Here is a 25,710-nt window from a genome sequence, read left to right on the forward strand (position 1 = left end):
CGAATTTTTAAGAACCCGCTTATGCTTCGAATTGAATCGATACCTTGCATAAATCTCCGCGGTATTTGGCCGATGTCAGCTCTACCCGGCGGCCGTGCTGGTCTCTCATGACGCTTTCGATATGCAGAATGCTCGTGTTGGGGGAAATTTGCAGCATGCCCGCTTCCGCCAAGGTTGGGTTCCCCGAACGAAACGAGGATTGCATGCGGAACAGCTCCATCCCGTAGTGCTGCTCCAGCAGCACGTACAGCGATGTCATATTCGCGACGGTTTCGAGCAGATCCGGAAAATAACGACTCGGCAGCCAGGTTTCGTTCCAGGATAACGGGACATCGTCCGCAAGCCGCAATATTTGGAGCCTGTACGCTGAATCTCCCTCCGTCAGTCCCAGCGCTTCCGCGATATCCGCGGGGGCGCTCATCAGCTCGCGGCTGAGCAGCTTCGCTTCCGGACGGCGGCCGAGCCGGCGGATGACGTCGGAGAAGCTCATGGTCGGCGTGATCGTATACTGGATGTCAAGCGGCTTCTCGCACAGGAAATACCCTTTCCCTTGATGCGCGCGCAGGACGCCGGTGTGCACGAGCAGCTCGAGCGATTGCCGGATCGTGTACCGGTTGGCGCGAAATCTGCGGCCGAGCACTTGTTCCGACGGCATTCGTCCGTCTTCGCTGTAGAGGCCGGCCTTGATTTCGGCGAACAGCTTATCGGCGATAATCTGGTATTCGGGGACTTCCTGCTTCACGAATCGTTGCATGGTCGGCGTTTCACCTCCTTTATCGAACGGCTTGTTGCATTGAAGCTAACTTGTCGACATCAGGTGAATGTTAAATCGGCGTGTCGTTTTTATGAAATCCCCTATGAAATGGCATATTTTTCGATGAATGTCTCCAAATCCCCAAAATCGGCGAAACGCTCCTCGAGCTGCTCTCTCGTCCAGTCCCACCAGGCGATCCGCTCGAGCTTCTCGGCAACCTCTCTCGGAAACCGTTCGCGAATCGGTTTTGCCGGAACCCCGGCGACGATCGTAAAGGGCGGCACGTCTTTCGTGACGACCGCTCCGGACCCGACCACCGAACCGTTGCCGATCGTGACGCCCGGCATGATCGTCGCTCCGTGGCCGATCCATACGTCATGGCCGATGACGACGGGATGCGAGCGGCGCCAGTCGAAGAAGGCGGCATCGTCCGTCTCGTCGAACCCGTAGGCGACGCGGCGGTAAGTCGCATGATGCAGCGTGACCCTCCACATGGGGTGATTGCCCGGATTTATGCACGCATGCGAAGCGATGTTGCAGAATTTGCCGATCTTGGCGTAGTGGATGATCGCTTCGTCGACGCAGTAGCTGTAGTCGTCCATCGTGCTTTCCATGATGCGGCTTCGCGCGCCGACGGCCGTCCATTCGCCCAAGTGGCTGCGCTGCACGACCGCCGATTCGTCGATGTTCGGCTCCCGGGTCAATTGCCCCCGCCTCCGCGATTCTTGATGAACGTAAGTTAATGCCATGGATGTTCACTCCTTCCTTTCGTTCTAGTACAAGCTTATCTTGTCGATATGTAGCGCGGGTTAAGGTTTGTTTAATTTCCTGTAAGGAGCGATGAAAGCTTCCCCGGCGGCCGCGGCTTTCCGATCGGGCAAACGCAGGCGACCGCTGGACTTGCGCGCGGCCGGCCTTCCTTTCATGAGAAAACTAAAAAAACGGAAAAAACCGCGAAATTCGCGGTTTTTCCGTTTTGCGGTTCCGATTCCGTCGCCGATGCGAGCTAGCTTCCGCTCGTAAGCGAATAATCGTCGAAGAAGAACGTGCCTCTCATGTCTTTGAAATACGTATAGACGCGGACCTTAGCGGTGTTCGCGGGCGCGGTATACGTGCCGTGCACGTTCGCGAATCCGGAGGTCGTCGTGCCGCTGTAGGTCGTAACGGCGTTATCGGTCAGCAGCGTACCCGAGGCATCGAGAAACTGTACCTTGAACTGCAACGTGCTGCCGGTATTCGCCGTGATGTTCACGTACCCGTCGAACGTATAGGCCGTGCCGGCCGTCGCGTTCGCGTCTTGGTACCAGCCGAACCACGGACCGGTATCCCCGTTGATGCGGATCGAAGCGGAGCCTGAGCGGTAGGTCGACGTGTTACGAGAAACGTAATAGTCCTGTTCGTACGTCCATGAAGCCGGGCGGTTGCTGCCGTTGTCCGTCTCGAAGCCGGCGTTCGCCAGCAGATTGGCGCCGCCCGAAGCCGCGTTCGTCGTCACGTTCAGCGCGGTGCTGGCCCCGGAGACGTTGCCTGCCGCGTCCTTCGCTTTGACCGTGAAGCTGTACGCGGTGCTCGCCGTCAATCCCGTTGCTTGGTAGGTCGTCGCGCCCGTCGTGGAGCCGGCGAGCGTCGTGCCGCGGTAGATGTCGTAGCCGGTCACGCCCACGTTGTCCGTGGAGGCCGTCCACGACAAGTTCACCGTCGTCGCGGTCTTCGACGGCGAATCCAGGCCCGTCGGCGCCGTCGGTGCCGTCGTGTCCGAAGCCGCATTCGTCGTCACGTTCAGCGCGGTGCTGGCCCCGGAGACGTTGCCTGCCGCGTCCTTCGCTTTGACCGTGAAGCTGTACGCGGTGTTTGCCGATAAGCCCGTTGCTTGGTAGGTCGTCGCGCCCGTCGTGGAGCCGGCGAACGTCGTGCCGCGGTAGATGTCGTAGCCGGTCACGCCCACGTTGTCCGTGGAGGCCGTCCACGACAGGTTCACCGTCGTCGCGGTTTTGGCCGGCGCAGTCAAGCCGGTCGGCGCCGTCGGTGCCGAGGTGTCCGTCGTGCCGCCGCTGCCGTCGGTTAGCGAGAAATCGTCGAAGTACAACGAGCCGCGAAGGTCTTTCAAATAGATATAAACCCTGGCCTTTGCCGTATTCGCCGGTGCGGTTCTCGTGCCGTTGACGTTGGCGAATCCGGTATTGTTGCCCGTCTGCGTCGACAGCAGATTGTCTTGCAGCACGTTATTGGAGGCGTCCAGGAAGCGCAGCCGGAATTCGATCGTCGCGCCGTTGTTGGCCGACGAATTGAAGTAGCCTTCGAACGTATACGCCGTGCCCGCCGATGCCGCCGCGTCTTGATAGAAGCCGAGCCAAGGACCGCTGTCCCCGGTCATCTTCATCGAAGCCGTGCCGCTGCGTTTCACCGCCGTGTCGCGATAGCAGAAATAATCGTTCTCGCACGACCACGCATCCGGTTTGCCGCTGCTGTTGCTCGTGTCGAAGCCGGGGTTCGTCAGCTTGTTGACCGGAATCGGCGCGAGCGTCGTCACGCTGATCGTGCCGCTTGCCGCGGAGGCATTGTTCCGGGCGTCTCTCGCTTTGACGTAATAGGAATACGTCGTGAGCGCCGTCAAGCCGGTGTCCGTGTACGTCGTCGCCGTGCCGCTGACCGTTCCCGCCAGCGTGCCGTTGCGGTAAACGTCGTAGGCCGTCACGCCGACATTGTCCGTCGAAGCCGTCCAGGACAGGTTGACCGAAACGTCCAGCTTGGAAGGCGACGTCAGGCCGGACGGCGCCGTCGGCGCCGTCGCGTCCGGCGGGTTCGTCGTCACGCTCAGCGCGGAGCTGGCCGCGGAGACGTTACCCGCATTGTCTTTCGCCTTGACCGTAAAGCTGTATGCCGTGTTGGCTGTCAGGCCGGTTGCCGCGTAAGTCGTCGCGCCGCCCGTCGAGCCGACTTTCGTCGCGCCGCGATACACGTCGTAATCGGTCACGCGGATATTGTCCGTCGACGGCGACCAGCTCAGATTGACCGTCGTGTCCGTCTTCGACGGCGACGTCAAGTTGGTCGGTGCCGTCGGCGCCGTCGTATCCGGGGCGTTGCACCCTTCGCATTCGATCTTGACGGCGATGTCCCTGGAGAAGGACGGCACGTTGTTCAGGACGAGGTTGCCGCCCGTCGCTTGGACGCTGCCCGTCGTGCCGAACGTACCCGTGTACGTATTGTAGTACGTAACGTTATAGAAGTTGTTCGGCATCGGAATCGTGACGTTCATGCCGCTGACGGTTCTTGGGCTTGCGACCGTATGATTGGCTTGCGTGTCGTTGATCCACAGGTAGGCGCGGGAATTATCCTTGAACCCGCCGACCTTCGTGTTGTTAGACTGCAAGCCGTAATCCACGAACGGCATGTTGATCAGATATGGTTCGGCCGGCTGAACGAAGTTCGCGAGCTGCGTGTAGATCGCTTTGAAATTCGACGGCAGCACGAAGCCGGTCTCGAACGTCCACCATAGGCTGCCGCCTGCCGCGCCGGCCCGGAAAATCGGTCCCCATAACGCGTTATGCATGTATTCGTCGATCGTTGCGTCCGTCGTCTGATCGGTGTCCGCTTTGCCGACCTCGCCGATGAATGCCGGTTTGCCCGGGGCGATCGCATGGAGGTTATCGATCTCGCCTTCCCAATTGTCGAGGACGTTCGCGCTGGAATCGTAGCGATGCACGTTCGTCGCGCTAAGCGTCGTCAGCGATTCCCACGATTGCTGTCCCGAGCCGGCATGGTCTTTCCATGCGAAGCTCGTCGTCGTCGGGTGGTGATAGAAGTCGAGGCTCTTCCAATAGTTATCCATCGCGGTATGCCAGTTGGCGCGAATCGCCGCCGTCGTGTCGACGCGGTTATCGGATTCGTTCCAATATTCCAGCATGCCGAGCGCCCGGCTGTAACCGAAACGCGCGAACATGTAGCGGAGCAGCTTCTTCTGGTACGCGATCGCCGTCGGATTCGTCCAGAAATCGGCGTTGTTCTCCGAGTAAGTGGACGGTCCGCCGTTCGCTTGGTTGTACGCGTTTACGTTCCATTGATAGTACATGTCTCCGAAGCTGTTCATCGTCAGCATGATGTATACGTCGTTTGCCGCGGCGGTGTCGAGCATTTGATCCATCCGCGCCTGATTATCCAGCTGGTATTTGCCGATGCCTTGATAAGGAATCGTAAGCCCCGCCTCGTTTGCCGTAATCGGTCCCCACTCCGGCGCGAAGCTGCTCCACCAGCAAGAGTACCAGACGCGCAGCAAGTTCATTTTGGCCGGCTTCAGATTCGGGATTTCCGTCGTCACCGCGACGGGGTCGGAGGTGTTGTTCCAGGCGAAATTCGTGCCGAGCAGCGTCAGCTGGGAACCGAAGCCGTCGACGAACCGGTCGCCCTGCGCCGTCATGAAGCCGCGGTTGTTGCCCGGTCCGCCGGCCGTGAACGTATAGGCCGGGGACGTGCCCGTTCCGCTCGCGTCGGTCACCGACAGCACGACCGAATGGACGCCGGATTGCCTCGGCGAATAACGGACGGCCCAGTTGGGCGAGGAGTTGGACTTGTAGAAGCCGGGCACGACCTCGACGGCGCCCGACGGGGTCGTGAAGGTCGCGGTCACGTTGACCTCGTCCGGGTTAAAGGGGTTCGTATACGTCGTGCTCAGGTTAAACGTCAATTCGAATTTGTCGTTCACGGCGGGCGTCGTCGTATTCAGGGTTACGCCGCTGAACGTCGTCGCGGCAGAGACTTGATGGTTTGCCAGAGGCAGGCTGCCCATCGCCAGGAGGAAACTCATGAATAGGATGACGAGCGATTTGTTGACTTTTCCCGTACTGCGCATTAACGATCACTTCTCCTTCTGGTTTGGATAAGGAATGCGGATATGTTGCTTGCGGACTTTCGTAAGCCTTCTTCATTGTCCTCCCTTCGTTTGTTCTGGTTCATGCTGCGCGCGGACATCCGCCGGCCATCCTAAGACGACGTCCGGATGATGCTCCCGTCTTGGCTGTGGTACCCATTTTCATCGATAACCGGGTGCATAACAACCTAATAAAGTTCAGGTTTTCACCCCTTAAACGAGTGATGCGCGGCATGTTCGGGCTTCGGGCATGCATGGGCGGCCATCATCGGCATCGGGAGCAAAACAAAAAACGGGACGGCCCTATCGGATCTTCCGATAAGGCCATCCCGTTTCGTTATCGCGGGGGTTCTCCTTACGCTTGCAGGAAATTTCCCCAATTGCTGTCCAGTACTTCCGCTTCGTGCATGCTCACCTGGAACTGCAGCTTGCTCAACTGCTGCCGTCCGATGTTGCCCTGCCGGTATTCCAACTGCAGCGCCTCCCGCTCCGCCTGAAGCGACAGCATCCGCAGCAGCTGAACCTGCTCCTCCTGGACGTCCATCGGATCCGGCGCCGCGAGCCGGTTGTTGAGCGTGTTGATCATCTGGCGGTAATGACCGCACACCCGGCTGACGGTCGAATCGGCGCAAGTCTCGTTCACCTGCAGCTTGTCGAGCGCGTACGCGGCGGTCGCGATCCGCAGCTTGATGAACGATTTGCGGTCCTTCGCCCGCAAACTGTCGTACAGCCTGCGCTTGGCCGGCTGAAACACGGCAAGGACTTTGTTCACGAGCGCGTAGAGCAGCAGGTAGAACACATGGAACCGGTTCGAGAAGACCATCTCGACGCGGCGGAACACGTTTTGGAGCACGACCGCTTCCTCCTGGTCGATCTCCCCCTGCTCCTTCAGCTGCTGCATGAATCTGCGTTCCTCGGCGATGCCGAGCTGACGCAGGTACATCTCTTCCTCGCGGGACTTGCGCGAGAGCATCTCGTACTTGGTCCGCTTCACGTCCGACAGCCGTTCGTCGTTCGCCGCGATGACGATCGCCGCGGAATGCGTGTTGGAATCGTCGATCGCCAGGCGAACGGCCTGATTGGCCGCCTTGATCGCCAAGATCTGGGCGCGCAGCTCCAATTCCCGCTGGCGCGCCTCCTCGTTCGTATCCGGCGAATCCGCCAGCAGCGGGAGCGCGATGCTGGCCACCGCCAGCGAGACGAGGATGACGCCAGCGGCGATGAACAGCATGAGATCCCGTTCCGGGAAAGGGCCGCCGCTGCCGAGCGCGAACGGAATCGTGAAGGCCCCGGCCAGCGTGACCGCGCCCCGGACCCCGGACAGCGACGTCAGGACGATCGCCCGCCAATCGTAGCTCCGGCTGCCGAGCGGTTTGGTCAGCCGTTCCGACAACGTGAGCCACGCGAAGCGAAGGGCGAGCAGCAGCGCATAGATCAGCAGCACGTTCACGACCGCGCTGAAATTATCGTAAGCCCGGTTGCTGAAGATGCTGTGGGCGATATCCGGAAGCTGCAGGCCGAGCAGCACGAACACCAGCCCGTTCATGATGAACAGGATGACGTTCCACGTGATTTCCGAGACGAATTTCTGCTCGATCGACGTAAACCCGGAGCGGTCCTGCTCGATCGCGTGCAGAATGCCGCCGGCAACGGCCGCCAGAATCCCGGACAGACCCAGATGCTCAGCGACGTAGAACAGGATGAACGGGGTCACGATCTGAATCAGCACGTGAACCGATACGTCCTCGATGCCGAACCGGCGCAAGGCCATGCGCGCCCAGATGATGGCGAGCGCGAGCGCTCCGCCGAGCAGCAGCCCGCCGAGCGAGATGACGAGAAAGCTCCAGGACGCATGCCAGAACGAGAAGACGCCCGTTACCGCCGCCGCGATGGCGAACTTGAACGCGACGAGCCCGGACGCGTCGTTCATCAGCGATTCGCCCTCGAGCAGCCGTTGGATGTTCGACGGCAGCCGGACGCGCGAGGCGATGGCCGAGACGGCGACCGCGTCCGTCGGCGAGAGAATGGCGGCCAGCGCGAAAGCCGCCGCGAGCGGGATGACCGGAATCAACGCATGGATGAAATAACCGCCCGCGAAGACCGTGACGAATACAAGGCCGACGGCCAGGAGCACGATCGGAAGCTTGAGCTCCCAGAGCTCGTCCCTCGGCGTCCGCTTTCCGTCGTTGAACAGCAGCGGCGCGATGAACAGCATGAAGAACAGCTCCGGCTCCAAGGAAACATGGAAATGCCACGGCAGATAAACGACCGCTCCCCCAAGGGCCATCTGAACGACGGGCAGCGGAATGAACGGCGCCATCCGCTGCACGACCTGCGAGACGGCAAGCAGCAGCAACAAAACGAGCACGACCAGAAATAATTGCATGGCAGTTCACTCCGACGTTCGAATTTGGCAGTCGAGCTAGGTTCTTCCAAACAGCTCTCCCGCTTTCAGGATACCCCGTTCATTATAACTCAAAACGCGCCGGCGTCCGCGGCAGGCTTTCGCTGCGATTCGAAACAAAAAAGCAAGGGCGCGCGCCCTTGCCTTTCGTTCGCGATGATTATGCGGTCCGCCGCGATACGCTCCGCGACTATGTCCGTTCGATGCCTGCCGCTACTTGACGTCCGTCATGTCGTAGAGCCGGGATTGCCCGTTCAGAAACCGGTCGTACGCGACGAGCGCGTACATGGCCTGATCCGTCGCCATCGGATCCACCTGTCCCGGCGCGGCTCCGCCGTTGCCGGTCCCGCCGGCTCGAATATGGTAGAAGCCTCCGCCCGCAGCGGCATAGCCGAGCAGCGCTTCCAGCACCGAGTGCCCGTTCTTCGCGAAGCGGGGATCGGCCTGCGGATCGATGCCGAGCCCCGTCAGCGCGACGACGACCTGCGCGGCGCTCTCGGCATTCACGGCGCCCAGACTGACGTAGCCTCCGTCCTTCGCCTGAGCTTTGGACAGCCAAGCTATCCCGCGATCGACCGCTGCCTGCACGTCCTTGTTCGTCTTATAGTACGGGGTCAAGCCCTGAATCGCCATGGACGTGACGTCGGGATCCGGCTCGGCCGCGTTCTCTCCGAGCGCCCAGCCGCCGCCTGGGATCTCCCGCTTCAGGATGAAGTCGATCAGGAGCTCGCGGGTCGTCTGCGTCTTGACGCCCGGCGCGACGGGAATGTCGTAGTTACGGCTGTCCAGCGCGATCAGCGCGAATATCGGACCGTTGATGCCCTGTTTAGTCAGCGTGGCGAAGTCGGCAAGCGGCTTGAGCAAATCATAGCCTGCGACGTTATCGACGTCCCGGCCAAGGGATGCGAGCGCCAGTACAACCCGGTCGTACTCCGTGTACTTGACGGTATGGAGGACGCCGGATTTCTCCTTCAGCGTCTTCTCCAGATTGGCGTAGTATTTCGCGTAATACGGCGCAGGCACTTGGAGGCCGGAACGCGCCAGGCCGAACACGGTCCATTCCCCGCCCAGCGTGCCGACGACCGGATCGGCGATCGTCCGCTGCTGGAAGGCGGCGGTGGCCGCGATTTGCCGCTCGACCGCCTGCCGCTTGTCGTCTACCGGCTTGCTGCCCGTTTCACCGCTGTCGCCTTTGCGGTCATACGTCCGCATTGCCACGACGGCCGCCATTTCTCGCGTGACGGAAGCTGCCGGCAGGAAGAGGTCATCTTGCCCCACCATCAACTCATCCGCAACGACTGCCTGCACGTAAGGCTTCGCCCAAGCGGCGACCCGATCAAGGTCCTTCAGTGCGGTCGTCGTCGCTGCAGGCGCTAGATCCAACGCTCTTGCAAGAATCACGGCCATCTGCTCGCGCGTGATCGTATCGTTCGGATAGAAACGATGCTCGTAGCCGGTGACGATTCCGGCTTGGGACGCGGCGCCGACGTAAGGATAGAACCACTTGTCCCGGGGGACGTCCTTGAATGCCTCCGCCTCGAAGCCCGTCGTGCTCAGCCCCAATACGGAAACCATCAGCTTGGCGAACTCCGCGCGCGTAATCGAAGCCTTCGGATTCAGCTTGCCGCCGCTGCCTTGGACGAATCCCTTCGCGGTCGCTTGGCCGACGGCGCCGTAAGCCCAGACCGCGATGCGGTCCGCATCCGAATACAGCTTCTCCAGATCGGAATCGCCGGTCGCGCCGCCCGGTGCCGAAGCCGCCACGGAATACGTCACGAACGACGTGAAATGGTTCGTCTTGATGATCATGTCGCCGTCCTTCGCGAAGGCGTAAGCGAATTTCTCCTTGCCCTTCGCCGCCTCGGCGCCTTCGGCCTCGGAGCCGTAGACCGTAATCGGCGTGAAGACCTTACCTTCGATGAAGCCGGCGAGCTGCCCTTTGCCGCCTCGGATCGTCAGTGTCACTGGCTTGTCGAAGACGACCGACTGCTCCGGATTCCCCATCGCGAAGGCATGGCTTACCGTCCCCAGCCGATCGCCGGCGTTCAGGCCGCCTTGAATGAGCGCCTTCAGCGCGGCATCGCCCGCGTCCGCGTCCGTCAGAAGCTCGATGCTGGCGCTGCCGGATTTCAATGCCGTGCCTTTGTCGATGCGCAGCGAGAGGCTGCCTTTCGTAGCATTGATCATCGGTATGGCATCCTTGACCTCTTCGAGGTTCAGCAGAACCTTCGGCTTCACGGGCGGAATCGTGATCGTCACCTTGTCGGCATCCTGCATATCCTTCGTGATCGAAAGCTTATATTCCTTTTGGATATCGCCCGGCACGGTCAGGACCGGGGCTTTGACGCCGCCGTTCGGCGCATTTCCGCCTGGCCCGGCGCCGCCCGTCCCTCCATCTTCCGGATCGTCGTCGCCCGGTTCGCCATCGCCCGGTTCGGATGGATCGGGAGCTCCGATGTCTCCGCCCAGATCTGTCGTATACCGCCATTGAATGCTGTCCCCGTCATGCAGCACGTATTTGCTCGCCCCGTAATTCGGGTACGTGCCGTTGACGTTGTACATCCACCCGCTGCCCTCGCCGTGATCGAATTCGCCGTCGCCGTCGATGGATTGGACGTAGACGCTGTCGTACTGATTGTTGAATTCGTAGCGGTAAGGAATGCCTTTGGCATCCATTTCCCGCTGCAGCACGGTCCACACCGTATCTCCGGATTGCAGCTCGAGGCTCTCGGGCGCGATTACATACCCTTTATCGATCGTCTTCTTGTCGATCGACAGCGTCACATGATTTGCCGGCGGGGGTCCGCCGCCGCCCGGCGTTTCGACCGCGCTCGACGCATAAGCCACGAAATCCGTGAAATGCTTCGTCTTGACGATCAGATCGTTGCCTTCCTCGTACGCGTACTCGTCCTTGCCTTCGGCGATTCCCGCAGCATCGTCGGCGAATTTCTGAATGGCATGCGCCGTACCGTTCTGGATGAACGCTGCGCCTTTTCCTTTCATGCCCGTGAACGCAAGCGTCACGAACCGGTCGAACGTTACGGGCTCGACGCCGCCCATCATAAACGCCTTGGAAATCGAATCCAGTTTGTAGCCGCTCGGCACGATACCGCCTACTTGGCCAGCGAGCGCCGCGTTGGCCGGATCGAGCGTCGTCAGCAGCTCGAGCGCCGCCGCATCGCCGCTCAGGATTTGCGTGCCCTTCGGTATTTGCAGGGCGACGCTGCCTTTATCCGCCTTGATGCCGGGCAGCGCGGTATTCGCCGCCGTATTGATCCGCACCTTCGATTCCGGCGCGTCGGCGATATGGATCGTGAAGTCCTTGTTGCTGTCGTAGGCATAGATCGGAATCGTGTAATCATGATCGCCCGCCGGGATGTCGATGACCGGCTCGAATCCGTCCGGCGGCGTCACGACGACTTCCCTGGCATCCCGCATGTCGTAGAGGCGATTTTGGCCGAACAGCATGCGCTTGAACGCGACGAGGGCGTACGTGCCTTGGTCGGTCGCCAGCGCGTCGACCCGTCCGCTCGCCGTATGCTTGAAGCCGCCGTCCGGAACGGCGAAGGTCAGCAGCGCGTCCATCGCGGAATATCCGTTCTTGACGAACCTCGGATCGGAGGAAGGATCGATGTTCAGGCCCGACAGCGCGACGACGACCTGCGCGATGCTCTCGGAGTTGACGGAGCCGAGCGCCGCGTAGCCGCCCGATGCGGTCTGGACCTTGGAGAGCCAAGCAAGCCCGCGGTCCGCCGCTGACTTGACGGCGTCGTTATCGGCGTAATACGGCGTCAGCGCCTGCAGCGCCATCGCGGTCAGATCCACGTCGGCGACCGTCGTGCCGAAGCCCCATCCGCCCGCGTCGGCCGCGCCTTTCTTGACCTCGCGCTGCACGATGTAATCGATCAGTTTCTCTCGCGTCGCCTGCGTTTTCCCTTCGCTCGCCGCTGGGAAATCGAAACGGTTGGCGTCCATCGCGATCAGCGCGAAGATCGGGCCGTTGATGCCCTGCTTGACGTCGTAATCGAAGTCGGAGAGCGCTTGGGTCACATCGTAGCCCGCGAATTTCCGGGGATCCTTGCCGATCGAGGCGAGTCCCAGGATCAACCGCGAATGCTCCGTGCTCTTGCTCGGATCGAGCACGCCGCCGTTCTTGGTCATCAGCGTGCCGACGCTGCTCGCGGCGTTCGCGTAATACGTACCGTAATAGCCGTCGGGAACGGCATAGTTGGCCCGCGCGAGCGACAGGACGGACCATTCTCCGCCCAGCGTGCCGAAGCTCGGATTCGTGACCTTGTTCAGAACATAGGCGAGGTTCTTATCCAACTGCGCGTTTGCAATCTGCTGAACATCGTAATACACCGTAAAGGAGCGCGCAGCCAGATTGCCGGCGGCATCGGTCGCCGCGACGACGATCGCGTTCTCGCCGGCGATCAGATCGGCCGTATACGTGCCGCCCTTCCCCGTAAGCACCGCGCCGTTCAGCGTCACGACCGGAACGATGCCCGGCGTGACGTTATCCGTTGCCCCTGCTTGGAAGCTGAGCTGTTTGGCTGCCGATTCGGCTTGATCCGTCAGGCCCTGGATCGTCAGAACCGGCCGGACCACGTCCAGGTTCATCTCCGTGCCAAGGTCGGCAAGCGCCTGATCGACGCTCTGTTGGCTGCTTTCCATATTCTCGAGCACGTCGTACGAGTGCTCGTAAGCCGCGTCGATCTCCGGATCTGCGAGCAGCGTCGCCTTATCCGCCGCGCTGTTGACGGTCGCGACGAGCGCCGTCAGATCGTCCTTGTTCGCAGCATGAAAAGATCCGCCGGGATTATAATCGGAACCGCCGAGATCATTGCCGAAGCCGTACACCGTGAACTGGGTCCGGACGACGTCGCCGTTCGAGGGATGATAGTCCGAGAAGCCGACATTCGGGAAGACGTTATTGACCGCGTACATCCAGCCGGACATCGGCGTATAATCGAATTCCCCAAGCCAGTCGGGGTCTTTCTTGCCGTCGATCTCGCTCCCGCCCTCCGCGACCATGTCGAGGATATACTGGGGAATATGCGTTTCATCCTTCGCGTCCTTGACCTTGGACAGATAGAACGCGTTACTGATCTCTCCCGTGTGCGCGATGTTTTTATCTCCCAGCGCGCGCGTCAGCAGAGCGGCGCCGTTCTCTCCCGCGTAGAACGGGACCTTCACCGGCTCGAAGTAGTAGCCCTGCCCGAGCGTGAATTTCTCCACGGACAAGGTGACGTACCCCTCCGGCGTTCCTCCCGCTTGATCCGCATCCGCGTATGCCCGCGTCCCGCTTGCCGAGAACATGGAGACGATGAGGCCGACGACGAGCAGCCATGCAATGATTCGATTGTTTCTCACAAATTTCTCTTCCTTTCCCTTCCATCGCATACGCGTATGGGGATTGACCGAACAACTTTACATAGAGCGCTAAGGCTCGATAAGGCCGTATTTGACTTTGATCCGATCCAGCTTCTCGAGCATCGGGCGCGAGAGGAAGAACAGGAACAGGACCGTGGCGACCGCGTGCACCGAATCGAACCAGAAGCCGGAGGCGTAGGAGGCGAGCAGCGCTTCCTTCGTCAGAACCGGATTGAACATCATGACCGATCCGATGTTGATGATGCCGCCATAGACGACGAGCGCCGACAAGCCGCCATAGACGCAGAGGGACAGCCGCGAGCGCTTCAGCCAGCCTTTTTTGTACAGCACGCCCGCGATAAAACCGATGATGCCGAAGCAGAACATCTGCCAAGGCGTCCATGGCCCCTGCCCGAAAAAAAAGTTCGAGACGAACCCCGAAGCCGCGCCGACGAGGAAGCCCGCTTCCCCGCCGAAGCAGACGCCGGCGATAATGACGATCGCGACGACGGGCTTGAATTCGGGCAGCATGAAGAAAGCGGCCCTGCCGGCCACGGCGATGGCGGCCAGCACGGCGATGACGATCAGCTCGCGTGCCTGCGGCTTACGCCGCTCGAAGACCAAAGCGAACGGAATCATCGTGTACAGCACGATCAGCAGGCTGACGAACAGGTATTTGCGGTCGTTCAGGACGAAGATGCCGAGCAGCATCGTCGCCGGTATGACGATCAGGATGAGCGCCGCCGCAAGGAGCGTGCGCCGGGTCAAGCGCCGGTCGGTCAGCTGCTGCCGTTGCATCGCGCGATCACATCCTCTACCGTAACGGCGTCCTGCCAGCGGTGCCGCGCCATCCGATTGGCGGCCGTCGTATAGAAACCATTGCCCGCGAAGAACGGCTTCGCCGCCTTCGAGGCGATGACGCTGCCGTCGAAAAACATCGCGCACGTCTCCCCGTACCGGGCGCAAAACTCGATATCGTGCGAGACCATGACGATCGTGACGCCGCCGGCGTTCAGCTTCCGCAGAAACGTCCCGAGCTTCTCCTTGAAGAAGCCGTCGAGTCCTTTCGTCGGCTCGTCGAGCAGCAGGATGGACGGCTCCAGCAGCAGCACCTTGGCCAGCGCCGCCCTCTGCTGCTCGCCTCCGCTCAAGTCGTACGGATGCATGGCAAGCAGCGGCTCGAGCTCGGCGAACCGGACGACGGCTTCGACCTTCTCCCGCTTCTGCTCCTTCGTCAGCCTCGCGCCGTCGAAAATTTCATGGAGATCGAGCTCCACCGTCTTCTTGACGAACAATGTCTGCGGATTCTGCGGCAGGACGGCCAGCAGATTCGCGAACAACTCGCTTGCGCCGAGCGCGGCCGGATTTCGGCCGTCGATCCGAACGTTGCCCCGGTAAGGCCGAAGCAGGCCGCTCATGAGCGACAGCGTGGTCGATTTTCCCGTTCCGTTGCCGCCGACCAGACAGTAGAACTCGCCCTTCTTCACCTCGAAGGACAAATCCTTGATCGCGTCGGGGCCGTTCTTGTCGTACTTGAACCAGACATCCTTGAACGAAACCGCGGGAGCGGCGGCGGAGGATGCCGCGAAGGGCTTGTCCAGCAGCATCCGCCATGCGGACTTCCGCGCCTCTCTTGCGGTCGCTTCATTAATAATAGGATTCGTTGGATGCGCACCGGACTGCGATACATCGGCCGCTGGCGCCGAACCGGACAGGTTGCCGGGCATGGCGTTCAGGCGGCGATCCAGCCATTGCCGGCCTTCCTTGACCGTCAACGGACTCGGCGCGCCGGGATCGGCTCCCGCTTCCGCGCCTGCGTATATTCGCATGGGCGAAGGCATGGAGGCGAACATCGGATGGCCCAACCCTTGCAGCCAAGCCCCCGCCCTGCGCGGCGAATCGTCGGCGATGACCGCGCCTTCGTCCAGCACGATCAGCCGGTCGGCGAGCGGGAGCACCTCCTCGAGCCGGTGCTCCGTCAGGATGACGGTCGTGCCGAGCTCGCGGTTGATTTTGCTGACGGTCTCCAGAAAATCCACGGCCGCGATGGGATCGAGCTGCGAGGTGGGCTCGTCGAGAATGAGCACGGACGGATGCATCGCCATGACCGAAGCGAGGTTCAACAGCTGCTTCTGCCCGCCGGACAGCTCGTTCACCGGCTTGTGAAACCAATTCTGGATGCCGAAGAAGCTCGCCATCTCCGCTACCCGAAGCCGGATCGTCTGCTGGCCTAAGCCCAGGCTCTCCGGACCGAAGGCGAGCTCATGCCAGACTTTGTCCGTCACGATGCCGTTGTCGGGATTTTGGAGCACGAAGCCGATGTCCGCCGCCTGCGTCCGCCGATCCGTCTCCGCCGCGGGTCTCCCCTTGTATCGAATCGTCCCGCTAAGCCTGCCGTGCGGGGCAAGAATCGGCTTGAGATGCCGCAGCAAGGTGCTTTTGCCGCAGCCGGATTTGCCGCAGACCGCGACGAACTCGCCCGCGCCGATCGCGAGATCGATGCCGGAGAGCGCATGCTTGTCCTGCAGAGGAAATGCGAAGCTCAGTTCTTTGATGCGATAGATTTCCATTTGAGTTCCTCCACGGTCTGAATGGCGGCCGGCAGCATGCACAGCATGAAGTAAGCCGCGTACACCGCGACGCCGAACGGCGACGCGTGCTTGACATGAACGGACGGGAAGTACCGGACGCCGTTCTCCCCGAATGCCGCGCCGAGCAGCACGACGGCGATCAGGCCGGCCATCATTGCGAACGCGTTACGGTCGCGGCCGTCGAACCGGTAGATCGAGAAGCTGGTGCGGTTCGGCAGCCCGTAGCCTCTGGACTTCATGGCGTCGGCCGTCTCGATCGCGTTCTCCAGGGCCCAGGTCGTCATGACGGACAGGATCCGGATCCCGTTCCCCGCGCGCCGCAGCGGATTGCCCTGCGTAACGTCCCTTCCGACGCATTTCTGCGCATCGGAGATCGCTTTGGCCTGCTGCCTGTAGCGCGGGACGAAGCGCAGCACCATCGAGAGAATCAACGACAGCGCGGGCATGATTTTGCCGAACAAATAGATGAATTTATCCGACGTCATCACCGCGTTGTAGCAGGAGAACCAGACGATGACCGTCACGTACGTGCAGGAGGCCGCGATGCCGTACAGAATGGATTCCAGCGTGACCGGGTTGCCGTCCCGCAGATAGAACAGGATCGTCACGCCGGCGTGGCTGAAGGCCGGATTGACGACGGCCATGAGCACGAACAGCGGCAGCATGAAGCGCAGGTTGAACCTGACCGCCCGCCTGCCGTTCAGCAGAATCGAATTGACGATGGCGGAGACCAGCGCGACCGCCTGGAAGGCCGGATGCATGAACAGCATCGCGAAGATCAGCACCGCGGCGAAATAAACGAAATTCACGATCGGATGATACGAGGAAAAAGCCGTCCGCCTCATTTATCTACTCCGGAAGCCGTCTGGGCACCGCCGACGTCGCGGCCCAAATCGCAGGTGTACACCCAGTCGACGACATCGCCGTCCTTGAGCTTATAGCGGCTGCTTCCGTAATTCGGGAACCAGCCGTTCACTTTGTACATCCAACCGCTCAGTTCGCCGCAGTCGAATTCGTAGAGATTATGGATGCCTTCGATATAGTTGCTGTTGTACAGCGGCGTCATCTCGAATTCCATCTGGATTTTGTTTTTCTTCATCTCCCGAAGCAGCACGTCGAAGACGGATTCCCCCTCGTAGAACGAAACCTTCTGCGATCGGTAGACGACCCCGTCCTTGGGCAGCACCTCCAGCTTGTCCTCGTCGAGCTGATCGAGATTGTCCAGGATCGTCTTGCAGGAGACGGATAACGTGGCCGTGAGCACCTTCTTCTTGTCGACCTCGGCGTCCTGCCATTCGACGGGCTTGGGTTTGCCCGCCGGAACCGGATCGGTCTGGTATTGATCCTTCTTCCCTTCGGCGGCATCCGGCTGTCCGCCCGTCTCCGCCTTGCCGCCCGAGGCAGTTCCCCCGGCAGGCTTGGAAGGTTTCCCTGCTGCGACGTCGCTCCCGTCCGGCTTGGCGGCGGACTGCTGCGGCTTCGATGCGGGCGGTTGTTGATTCGCCGCGGAAGCGCTGCTTCCGCCGGACGGGGAGCCCGCATGCGCTTGCGATGAGGCAGGCTGCTCAACCGTACCCGCTTTGCCGGGCTTGGCGGCCGCGTCACCACCGGAATTTGCGGCTGCCTGACCGCCCGGATTGGCGGTCGTACCGCCGTCGGCTTGGCTTCCCGGCCTAAGAGCCGTCTTGCCGTCCGGCTTGCTTCCCGGCTTAGCCGCGGCATCGCCGTCGGTTGCGCTCCCGGGAATCGCAGCCGCATCGCTGCCTGGATCACCGACAGCATGCGCAGTCGTGGCGGCGGCCTCCGCCGCGACCGCGCCGGCCGCGGCCTGCCCGTCCTCATCGTCCAGCCCGTTTCCTCCGGCCGGATCGTCCACCGCGTTCGCTCCGCTTGCCGATTCGGACGAATCCGAGACCGGCCCGCGAACGGCCGAGATGCCGGAGGAACTGCCGGCCGGCTTAAGCGTGCCGCCTTGTCCGCTTCCTCCCCAGAAATAGGCGAGTACGAGTACCGCGGCGATTCCCGATGCGGCAAGCCACTTTTTAAACGTCATTCTCATGTTCCATTCACATCCCCACATGTCAAGCAAGGACGAACGCCGTCGCCCTTGCTTCCCATGGCGTATTTAATTTCTCGCTTGCTTCGTCGCTGCTTTACCGCCTAACTGCGAGCATCGCCGGCCAACAAAAATAAGCCGCCCGAAAAAGGGCGGCTTAAACAATCGCGTTATCCACGCATACGCAATAGAAGCGCATCGGCTTCGAAGCGAAGTCGCGCGCGTCGTATGATCATTTCCAATTCCCACCCCCCGAGGAATTCAGAAAACATTCGCGTAAAGGCAGGTCTCCTGGCTCATGATTCATCGCTTCTCCAGCCTTCCCGGTTCAATGCCGAACCAGTGGCGCCGTGTGGAGTCGCTCCTCAATTACAGTGGCGGGACCGCGCCGGATTTTAACCGGGCTTCCCTTTTAAGCAAGCTTGCGTGGCAAGCCTGCACCTTTACGGATCCATGTATTCAATTTCCATTCATCATAACGGCTTTCGGAAGGGTTGTCTATCATTTCCGCTGCGAGAGTCGCAGATTCGCCTGTCCGTTCGTTCCGTCAACCGATGTACACGACGGCCCCGTCCCGCTCGAGCGCTTTGGGCAGTTCAGCGGCGAGCCGGTCGAGCCTCGCCAGCATCAGCGCCAGCCGATCGCCGTCCAGTCCGCGCGCGGCCCACCGCCTCAGCTTCGCGAGCTCCTCCAGCACATCGGGCAAATCCGCCTTCGTCACGTCGATGCCCGACGCGAATAGCGGTACCCACCGCAGCCCCAGCGCCTCCGCGGCCGGCTCCCAGCATTCGCCGAAGAACGCCTCGGTCGCTACCGGCACGTTGAACAGCTTCTCGTACTCGCCCGTCGGTTCGGGCATGAATGCACTGATCGACATTACGGTTTCCCCCTAAATAGAACGTTGAACGCATGGTCCGGAAATTCGGCCCTCAGTCGGTTCAGGCTGTTCTCCACCGCGCTTCGCAGCTCGGGCGTATCCCCGTCCAGCCGGAAGACGAACCGCTTGATCGATTTGATCTGCTCGAGCGACGGAATGTCCGCCGAGCCATGGGCGGTCGCCCGCGTGGAAACGGCTTTGGACGCCATGTTGTTGATCCGGTTGCGGGTCTTCGCGAGAATCTGCTTGTCGGCGAATTGCTGCGGCGTTTGCGCCGGCAGCCCCGTCCGCGGATTGACTTTGTCGAGCCCGCTGGCCGTCTTGTCCTCGTAGAATATGCCCTTCTCCGCATCGATCTCGTCGAATTCCCCGACGGGATTGCCCTGCTGGTCGACAATTTCGACCTCATGATACGATTTCCCTGCCGCGGGCGAAGAATCGTCCTTTGCTTCGCTTCCGGCGTCGTCATCGTCATCCGCCTTTTTCCCGTCCTTCCCCTTGCCCGGACCTGGCTCTTCGCCGTCCGGCTTAGGCCCGCTTGGTTCCCCGCGCTTCGGCGGCTTGCCGGCATCGGGCAGTTCAGGCTTCTTCCGGCCGAGTTTTTTCAATAATCTCTCGAGCGGCTTGCGCCCTTTCTTCGCAATCCATTCCATGGCTTTCCCGATCGGCAGCCGGCTCAGCAGGATGGCGAAGGCCGCGGCGATCGCGTTCTCGGGCGTGAGCAGCCGCTTGGGATCGCGGATGTCGTCCGCGATCTCATGACCGCTTCCGGCGATGCCGGGCACGGTGAGCGCGATGCCGAGCGCCGGCCAGAACTCGAAGAACAGCAGCGAAAGCGCCAGCGCCCCGACGATGATCGCGCCTTGCTCGAATCCGCTCAGCCGGTCCCACCAATTCTGGAGCGAATCGAACATGCAGGCGAAGCACGCATCGCCCGAAGGAACGGAGGCAGGATGAAGCGCAATCGCATGAAACCCGGCGAACGCGCCGATCGCGAGGAGAATGGCGGCGAGCCCGGCCGCGGCCCGGTAGTGCCTCTTCATCCGTTCCCTGATGCGCTCTTCCCTGCCTGCCGCTTCCGCGTTTCCATATAGCAGGATAAATGCCAGTTCCCGCCGTTCCCGGTAGAAGGCGAGCAGATAAGCGAATCTCCCGCGGCTGCGGCCGCCGAACAACGCCTCGCCCATGCTCCACAACTCGGAGAACGGGTCGAAGAAGGACTCGCCCGGCAGGGCGGGAAGCTTGCGCCGCATGAGGTTCAGGGACGCGTAGTCCCAGATCACCGCAATGGCCAGCATCAGCAGAAACACCTGCTTCGTCTCGTATCCGCTGCCGGTCCAGCCGTGAACGGTCATCACCCAATCCGGCAGCCGGCTCTGCCCGTTGTAGGCGGCATGGTCGAGAATCGCCCATAGCAGCAGCGCCAGCGGGAACAGGTACGCGGCCTTGCCCAAGCGCTTGCGCAGCCGATAGGCCATTCCGCAGCCGAGCGCGATCATGGCGGTGTGCACCGGATGACTGACCGTCATGAGCGACGAAAAAAAGCTCTCCTCGAAGCGTCCCGGGAACAGGGTGAAGAAATCCCAATGAATCGTCTCCCCGCCAAGCATCGTATAGCTGTAGCCGTACCTGTCGGCAATGGCGCCGGTATTCGTCCACCGTCGGGACAGCTCCTCGGCCAGCTGGAAGCCTGCCCCGGAGGCCGCCCCGATCATGGCGAAATCGCTTAGGCTGAACGCGGATGCCCGCCGGGAGAAAAGCAGCATCGCGCCGAGCGGAAGCAGCTTCCATGCTTCCTCCACGATCGGCGTCAGCACGGCCTGCGACCACGTGTCCATCGTCCTTCCCCCGGCCAGCGCATGGACGGCGTTGACGGTCAGCGCCGTGAACGGCACCACGAGCAGCGCGCCGGCCATGACGCAGAGGGCGACCTGTCGCCATGGCAGCGTTTTGCCGCGGCACAGCACCCAGAACTGCAGCACGACGTAGAAGGACCACAGATATTGAACCAGCATCGTGCGCGACTGTTCCACGAAAATCAAGCTAAGCGCGAGCACCGCGAGCGATAGCCAGGAGCATGCCGTATACGCCAGGCGGATCGAAGGATAACGCTTCAGCGCGGCCTTGCACAGGCGGTATGCCGATTCCAGCGCGTCCCGGATGCCGGTGCGGATTTGCCACAAGGTATTCGTGTCGGACTCCCTCCCCGATCTTTGTTCGCCGCGACATCAGGATATGTGCCGTTGCGCCGCAATCATGCCCGGATGAGCAAATGTTAATTTTTACCCTTTCGCGCGCGCGATGAAAAGTCCGGAGACAAAAATAAGACCTCGCTCCCGGTTCGGGAGGAGGTCTTGGCCCTTGGGCACGGCTTAATGGGGGACTTGCAGCTCATCGCCGCCGAGAACTTTCATTCGACCGCCCGGTTCCGATACTCGGACGGCGTGCATTGGAATACGGAACGGAATAATTTGCAAAAATAACTGAAGTTGTCGAAGCCGGCTTCGAGCGCCGCCTCGCCGACCGTCGTCCTGCGTTCGGCGAGCAGCGCGGCCGCGGTCCGGATTCGCTGCAGATTGATGTATTCGACGGGCGTTCTGCGCATGAACGATTTGAACACCCGCGAGAAATGCCCCTCGCTCATGCCCGCCTCGGCCGCCAGTTCCTTGATGCTCAGCTTGCGCGCATAATGCGCGTCGATGTAGGTCAACACCGCTTTCAACCGATCCTGCGTATGCGCATCGAGCGCGGACCTCGACTCTCCCCGGACGAAGGCGTCGCGCGAGACATACTCGGCGAACAGCTGATACAGCCCGCCCTTCAGCCGCAGCGGTTTCGCCGGATCGTCCGAATGCTCCAGCTCCAGCAGCGGACCGAGATGGCGGAACAGGGCCGGAGCGAGGCCGTTCGCCGCCGTGGCATGCGGCTCCGGCGCCGAGCGGCCGCTTCGCAGCGGCTCGAAATACCGTCGGTCCGCGCCATCTCCCGGGCTCGTCAGCCAATCCAGCCGAAACACGATCGCCGCGTACGCGCACGCCGAACCGTTCCGGGCGTAGCCGCCGTGCAGCTCCCCGCCCGGAATGAACAATACGTCCCCCGCTTCCGCATGATAAGCGGACAAGCCGATCTGGAAGACCGCCTCCCCGCTTTCGACCGCCAGAAATTCGGCTTCCTCGTGCCAGTGGGAGTCCAGGATCGGATCGCCGGCCGCCCGCTCCATGCGGTAGATGCCGACCGGAAATTCGGGACTGCCGTGCCGCCGCTCTTCCCGCAAATGGCGTCTGTCCATAATACCGCCTCCGAATCAGAATACTGCTAATAACCAGCATAATAATACAAGATATTAACCATTTCAATCAGTATACTGTTAGTTATATCAGATATCAACGCTATGACGAGAGGATGAAAATGGATGAAATTCAGCGATGGCTACTGGATGACCCGCGAAGGCTACGAGGTGATCTGGCCGTACGAGGTGCACGACGTGGCGGTCGGCGCGGACGGCATCACCGTTTATGCGACGAACCGGCATTTGGAGACCCGCGGCAACACGTTGAACGCGCCTCTGATCACGATGGAGTTCTCCTCCCCGATGAAGGATATCATCCGCGCGAAGTTCTACCATCATAAGGGAACGAAGCGTCCCGGCCCTTCCTCGTTCCCGCTGCTGACGGCTGACCGCGTGCCCGTCGAGATCGAGGACACGGCGCAGGCCGTCACGCTGAAGAGCGGCGACGCGGCCGTCACGATCACGAAGGCTCACCCGATCTCCATTACTTATACCTATAAAGGCCGTAAGCTGACGCGCAGCGGTTCGCGCTCCACCGGCTATGTAAAAGCCGCCGACGGGAACCATCATTTCCGCGAGCAGCTCGATCTGGCCATCGGCGAAACCGTTTACGGCCTCGGCGAGCGGTTCACGCCGTTCGTGAAGAACGGCCAGTCCGTCGACATCTGGAACCAGGACGGCGGCACGGCTTCCGAGCAGGCGTACAAGAACGTTCCGTTCTACGTGACCAACCGCGGCTACGGCGTATTCGTCAATCACCCCGAGCTCGTCTCCTACGAGGTCGCGTCGGAGAAGGTGTCGAAGGCGCAGTTCAGCGTCGCCGGCGAGTCGTTGGAATACTTCGTGGTCGGCGGCGATACGCTGAAGGACGTGCTCGCCAACTATACGTCGCTGACCGGCAAGCCCGCGCTTCCGCCGGCCTGGTCGTTCGGCTTGTGGCTGACGACGTCGTTCACGACGAGTTACGACGAGGCGACCGTGACGAGCTTCGTCGAGGGCATGGCCGAGCGCGATATCCCGCTGGCGGTATTCCACTTCGACTGTTTCTGGATGAAGGAATACGAATGGTGCAACTTCGAATGGGACGAGCGCGTCTTCCCGGATCCGCGCGGCATGTTGGAGCGCTTGAAGGCGAAAGGCCTGCACATCTGCGTCTGGATCAACAGCTACATCGCGCAGCGTTCCCCGCTGTTCGACGAAGCGGCCGCGCTCGGCTACCTGGTGAAGCGCCCCGACGGCAGCGTGTGGCAGTGGGACCTGTGGCAGTACGGCATGGGCCTCGTCGACTTCACGAACCCCGCGGCATGCGACTGGTACAAAAGCAAGCTGGCCGCGCTGATGGACATGGGCGTCGACAGCTTCAAGACGGACTTCGGCGAGCGCATCCCGACGGACGTCGTCTACTTCGACGGCTCCGATCCGCATCAGATGCATAATTACTACACGCAGCTGTACAACAAGGTCGTCTTCGAGCTGCTCGAAGAGAAACGCGGCAAAGGCGAAGCCGCGCTGTTCGCCCGTTCGGCCACGGCCGGCGGCCAGCAATTCCCCGTGCACTGGGGCGGCGATTGCGAGGCGACCTACGAATCGATGGCGGAAAGCCTGCGCGGCGGACTGTCGCTCGGCTTATCGGGCTTCGGCTTCTGGAGCCACGACATCGGCGGCTTCGAGGCGAGCGCGACGCCGGACCTGTACAAGCGCTGGGTCGCCTTCGGCCTGCTGTCCAGCCACAGCCGACTGCACGGCAGCACGTCGTACCGGGTGCCTTGGCTGTTCGACGAGGAAGCGGTCGACGTGCTCCGCCGCTTCACGAAGCTCAAGCTGCGCCTGATGCCGTACCTGTTCGGCCAATCCGTCCAGTCTGCCAAGATCGGCTTGCCGGTCATGCGCGCGATGGTGCTGGAATTCGGCGACGATCCGACGAGCGATTACCTCGACCGCCAGTACATGCTCGGCGAATCCCTGCTCGTCGCGCCGATCTTCAATGCCGACGGAGAATCCGTCTATTACCTGCCGCAGGGCACGTGGACGCATTACTTGACCGGCGAGCAGGTTGACGGCGGTAGCTGGCGCAAGGAGGGCTTCGATTACTTCGGCCTGCCGCTGTTCGTCCGCGAGAATTCGCTGATCGCGGTCGGCGCCGAAGACGGCCGCCCGGATTACGATTATGCCGCCGGAACGACGCTGCAGCTGTTCGCGCTTCAGGACGGCGCGTCCGCGTCCGCCGCCGTGCCGACCGTCACCGGCGAAACGGCCTTTACCGCGACGGCCGTCCGCAGCGGCGCGACGATCACGCTCGACGTCGACGGCAAGGCCGAAGGCTGGAGCCTGGTCCTTCGCGGCGTGAACGCGGTCGCTTCCGTGCAAGGCGGCCAAGCCGACGCCGGCGCGGAAGGCGTGCGGATTACGCCTGCCGCCGGCGCCGCGCGAGTGATCGTTCAGCTATAAGGCAACGGGTTTTGCGCCGTTTGCGGTTTCGTGCCGCGAACGGCGCATTTTGCTTTTAAGCCGGAATGATCCCGTCTTATAGCACGTCCGCGGTGAGTCGGACGCTCCTTTCCTCGGCCTTCATAATAAAAAAAGCCAGTCCGATCAAAAAGCTGATCGGACTGGCGGCGGTTCATGAGATTGGATGGCGGCTCAGATCATGAATCCGCCGTTGGCATCGATGGATGCGCCCGTGATGTAGGAAGCTTCCGGGGAGGCAAGGTATGCGACGAGCCCCGCGATTTCCGCGGATGTACCGTATCGTCCAAGCGCCATCAGCGATTTCAGGAAGGGCGCGTTAGTACCTTCGGCCGGATTCATGTCCGTGTCGACCGGTCCCGGCTGGATATTGTTCACCGTCACGCCTTGCGCCGCCAAGTCGCGGGCTAAACCGCGGGTCATGCCCGCTACGGCAGCCTTGCTCATGCTGTACAGGCTCATCCCGGGAAATCCGCTGGCGTCCGCGTTCACGCTGCCGATCGTAATGATGCGGTCGCCGTCGCCCATCGATGGCGCGGCTGCTTGAACGGCGGCGAACACGGCGCGAATGTTGACGGCGACCATTCGGTCGAACTCGTCCATCGTGAAATGGTCGTACGGCTTCACGTCAAGCAATCCCGCGTTATTGACGAGAATATTGATCGCGCCAAGCGTCCGGGCCGCCTCGTTCACGGCCTTCTTCACGGCATCCGCGTCCAGAGCGTCTGCGCGGATAGCCAGCGCCCGGCCGCCGCCTGCCTCGATCTCCTTCGCCAACTGTTCCGCCTTCCCGGCGGAATTGGCGTACGTGAAAGCGACGGCGGCCCCTTCGTTAGCAAGCCGTCTGACGATCCCTTCGCCGATGCCGCGGGATCCTCCTGTCACGAATGCCACTTTACCCGTTAAACCGATCGTTTGAATGGTCATGGTTATGCTCTCCTTTACACTATCGGGAATGATCGTTCCGGAAATAAACAAAAAAACAAGATTCGGCTGCTGTGAAATGACATTAGGGGAATGATCGTTCCAATAAACG

14 protein-coding genes and 1 riboswitch are annotated in these 25,710 nt (G+C 61.4%); of the genes, 1 reads left to right on the top strand and 13 read right to left on the bottom strand.

The features are described from left to right. Positions 1-19: 19 nt before the first annotated feature. From phnF to AC50YL_RS15255, 12 genes are all read right to left on the bottom strand, one after another. Entirely contained in the window at positions 20-754 is a 735-nt protein-coding gene (phnF, locus tag AC50YL_RS15200) for a phosphonate metabolism transcriptional regulator PhnF (RefSeq protein WP_494833041.1), read from the bottom strand. Positions 755-855: 101 nt separating this feature from the next. Next, positions 856-1,503 (bottom strand): DapH/DapD/GlmU-related protein, encoded by a 648-nt coding sequence (locus AC50YL_RS15205; RefSeq protein WP_494833042.1) that lies wholly within the window; start codon positions 1,501-1,503, stop codon positions 856-858. A 257-nt stretch (positions 1,504-1,760) separates the two neighbouring features. Then, entirely contained in the window at positions 1,761-5,600 is a 3,840-nt protein-coding gene (locus tag AC50YL_RS15210; protein ID WP_494833043.1) for a fibronectin type III domain-containing protein, read from the bottom strand. Between the two features lie 373 nt (positions 5,601-5,973). Continuing rightward, positions 5,974-8,004, bottom strand: a complete 2,031-nt coding sequence (locus AC50YL_RS15215; RefSeq protein ID WP_494833044.1) for a Na+/H+ antiporter — start codon at positions 8,002-8,004, stop codon at positions 5,974-5,976. Positions 8,005-8,235: 231 nt separating this feature from the next. Continuing rightward, positions 8,236-13,395, bottom strand: coding sequence for an S-layer homology domain-containing protein (locus AC50YL_RS15220; protein ID WP_494833045.1), 5,160 nt, complete (start codon positions 13,393-13,395; stop codon positions 8,236-8,238). A 69-nt stretch (positions 13,396-13,464) separates the two neighbouring features. Beyond that, positions 13,465-14,193: an ECF transporter S component gene (locus tag AC50YL_RS15225; protein ID WP_494833046.1), complete on the bottom strand. Its 729-nt coding sequence runs from the start codon at positions 14,191-14,193 to the stop codon at positions 13,465-13,467. Continuing rightward, entirely contained in the window at positions 14,175-15,965 is a 1,791-nt protein-coding gene (locus tag AC50YL_RS15230; RefSeq protein ID WP_494833047.1) for an ABC transporter ATP-binding protein, read from the bottom strand. The genes AC50YL_RS15225 and AC50YL_RS15230 overlap by 19 nt, the downstream gene beginning before the upstream one ends. After that, positions 15,938-16,831 carry an energy-coupling factor transporter transmembrane component T gene (locus AC50YL_RS15235; protein WP_494833048.1) on the bottom strand — a complete coding sequence of 298 codons (894 nt, stop codon included), beginning with the start codon at positions 16,829-16,831 and terminating at the stop codon, positions 15,938-15,940. Before AC50YL_RS15235 ends, AC50YL_RS15230 begins: the two co-directional genes overlap by 28 nt. Further along, the gene (locus AC50YL_RS15240; RefSeq protein ID WP_494833049.1) at positions 16,828-18,045 is read right to left on the bottom strand and encodes a DUF4430 domain-containing protein; all 1,218 of its coding nucleotides are present in this window, start codon (positions 18,043-18,045) and stop codon (positions 16,828-16,830) included. Before AC50YL_RS15240 ends, AC50YL_RS15235 begins: the two co-directional genes overlap by 4 nt. Before the next feature lie 261 nt (positions 18,046-18,306). After that, a riboswitch (cobalamin riboswitch) is annotated at positions 18,307-18,502 on the bottom strand. 87 nt (positions 18,503-18,589) lie between these two features. Next, a complete protein-coding gene (locus AC50YL_RS15245) occupies positions 18,590-18,919 on the bottom strand; it encodes a hypothetical protein (RefSeq protein WP_494833050.1) in 330 nt (109 codons plus the stop codon). Then, positions 18,919-21,102, bottom strand: coding sequence for a PrsW family intramembrane metalloprotease (locus tag AC50YL_RS15250; RefSeq protein ID WP_494833051.1), 2,184 nt, complete (start codon positions 21,100-21,102; stop codon positions 18,919-18,921). Before AC50YL_RS15250 ends, AC50YL_RS15245 begins: the two co-directional genes overlap by 1 nt. Before the next feature lie 227 nt (positions 21,103-21,329). After that, entirely contained in the window at positions 21,330-22,208 is an 879-nt protein-coding gene (locus tag AC50YL_RS15255; protein ID WP_494833052.1) for an AraC family transcriptional regulator, read from the bottom strand. A 123-nt stretch (positions 22,209-22,331) separates the two neighbouring features. Here AC50YL_RS15255 and yicI point away from each other — a divergent pair, with 123 nt between their 5' ends. Further along, positions 22,332-24,656, top strand: a complete 2,325-nt coding sequence (gene yicI, locus AC50YL_RS15260; protein ID WP_494833053.1) for an alpha-xylosidase — start codon at positions 22,332-22,334, stop codon at positions 24,654-24,656. Positions 24,657-24,848: 192 nt separating this feature from the next. On the opposite strand, the gene AC50YL_RS15265 is transcribed toward yicI, so the two are convergent. Beyond that, positions 24,849-25,601, bottom strand: a complete 753-nt coding sequence (locus AC50YL_RS15265) for a 3-oxoacyl-ACP reductase family protein (protein WP_494833054.1) — start codon at positions 25,599-25,601, stop codon at positions 24,849-24,851. Between the last annotated feature and the right edge of the window lie 109 nt (positions 25,602-25,710).

This window comes from Paenibacillus sp. J22P277 (assembly GCF_059383675.1).

Excerpts from the sequence above, each read along its gene's own strand:
- phnF (WP_494833041.1), bottom strand. The coding sequence starts at position 754 with ATGCAACGATTCGTGAAGCAGGAAGTCCCCGAATACCAGATTATCGCC.
- AC50YL_RS15205 (WP_494833042.1), bottom strand. The coding sequence starts at position 1,503 with ATGGCATTAACTTACGTTCATCAAGAATCGCGGAGGCGGGGGCAATTG.
- AC50YL_RS15210 (WP_494833043.1), bottom strand. The coding sequence starts at position 5,600 with ATGCGCAGTACGGGAAAAGTCAACAAATCGCTCGTCATCCTATTCATG.
- AC50YL_RS15215 (WP_494833044.1), bottom strand. The coding sequence starts at position 8,004 with ATGCAATTATTTCTGGTCGTGCTCGTTTTGTTGCTGCTGCTTGCCGTC.
- AC50YL_RS15225 (WP_494833046.1), bottom strand. The coding sequence starts at position 14,193 with ATGCAACGGCAGCAGCTGACCGACCGGCGCTTGACCCGGCGCACGCTC.
- AC50YL_RS15230 (WP_494833047.1), bottom strand. The coding sequence starts at position 15,965 with ATGGAAATCTATCGCATCAAAGAACTGAGCTTCGCATTTCCTCTGCAG.
- AC50YL_RS15235 (WP_494833048.1), bottom strand. The coding sequence starts at position 16,831 with ATGAGGCGGACGGCTTTTTCCTCGTATCATCCGATCGTGAATTTCGTT.
- AC50YL_RS15240 (WP_494833049.1), bottom strand. The coding sequence starts at position 18,045 with ATGAGAATGACGTTTAAAAAGTGGCTTGCCGCATCGGGAATCGCCGCG.
- AC50YL_RS15245 (WP_494833050.1), bottom strand. The coding sequence starts at position 18,919 with ATGTCGATCAGTGCATTCATGCCCGAACCGACGGGCGAGTACGAGAAG.
- AC50YL_RS15255 (WP_494833052.1), bottom strand. The coding sequence starts at position 22,208 with ATGGACAGACGCCATTTGCGGGAAGAGCGGCGGCACGGCAGTCCCGAA.
- yicI (WP_494833053.1), top strand. The coding sequence starts at position 22,332 with ATGAAATTCAGCGATGGCTACTGGATGACCCGCGAAGGCTACGAGGTG.
- AC50YL_RS15265 (WP_494833054.1), bottom strand. The coding sequence starts at position 25,601 with ATGACCATTCAAACGATCGGTTTAACGGGTAAAGTGGCATTCGTGACA.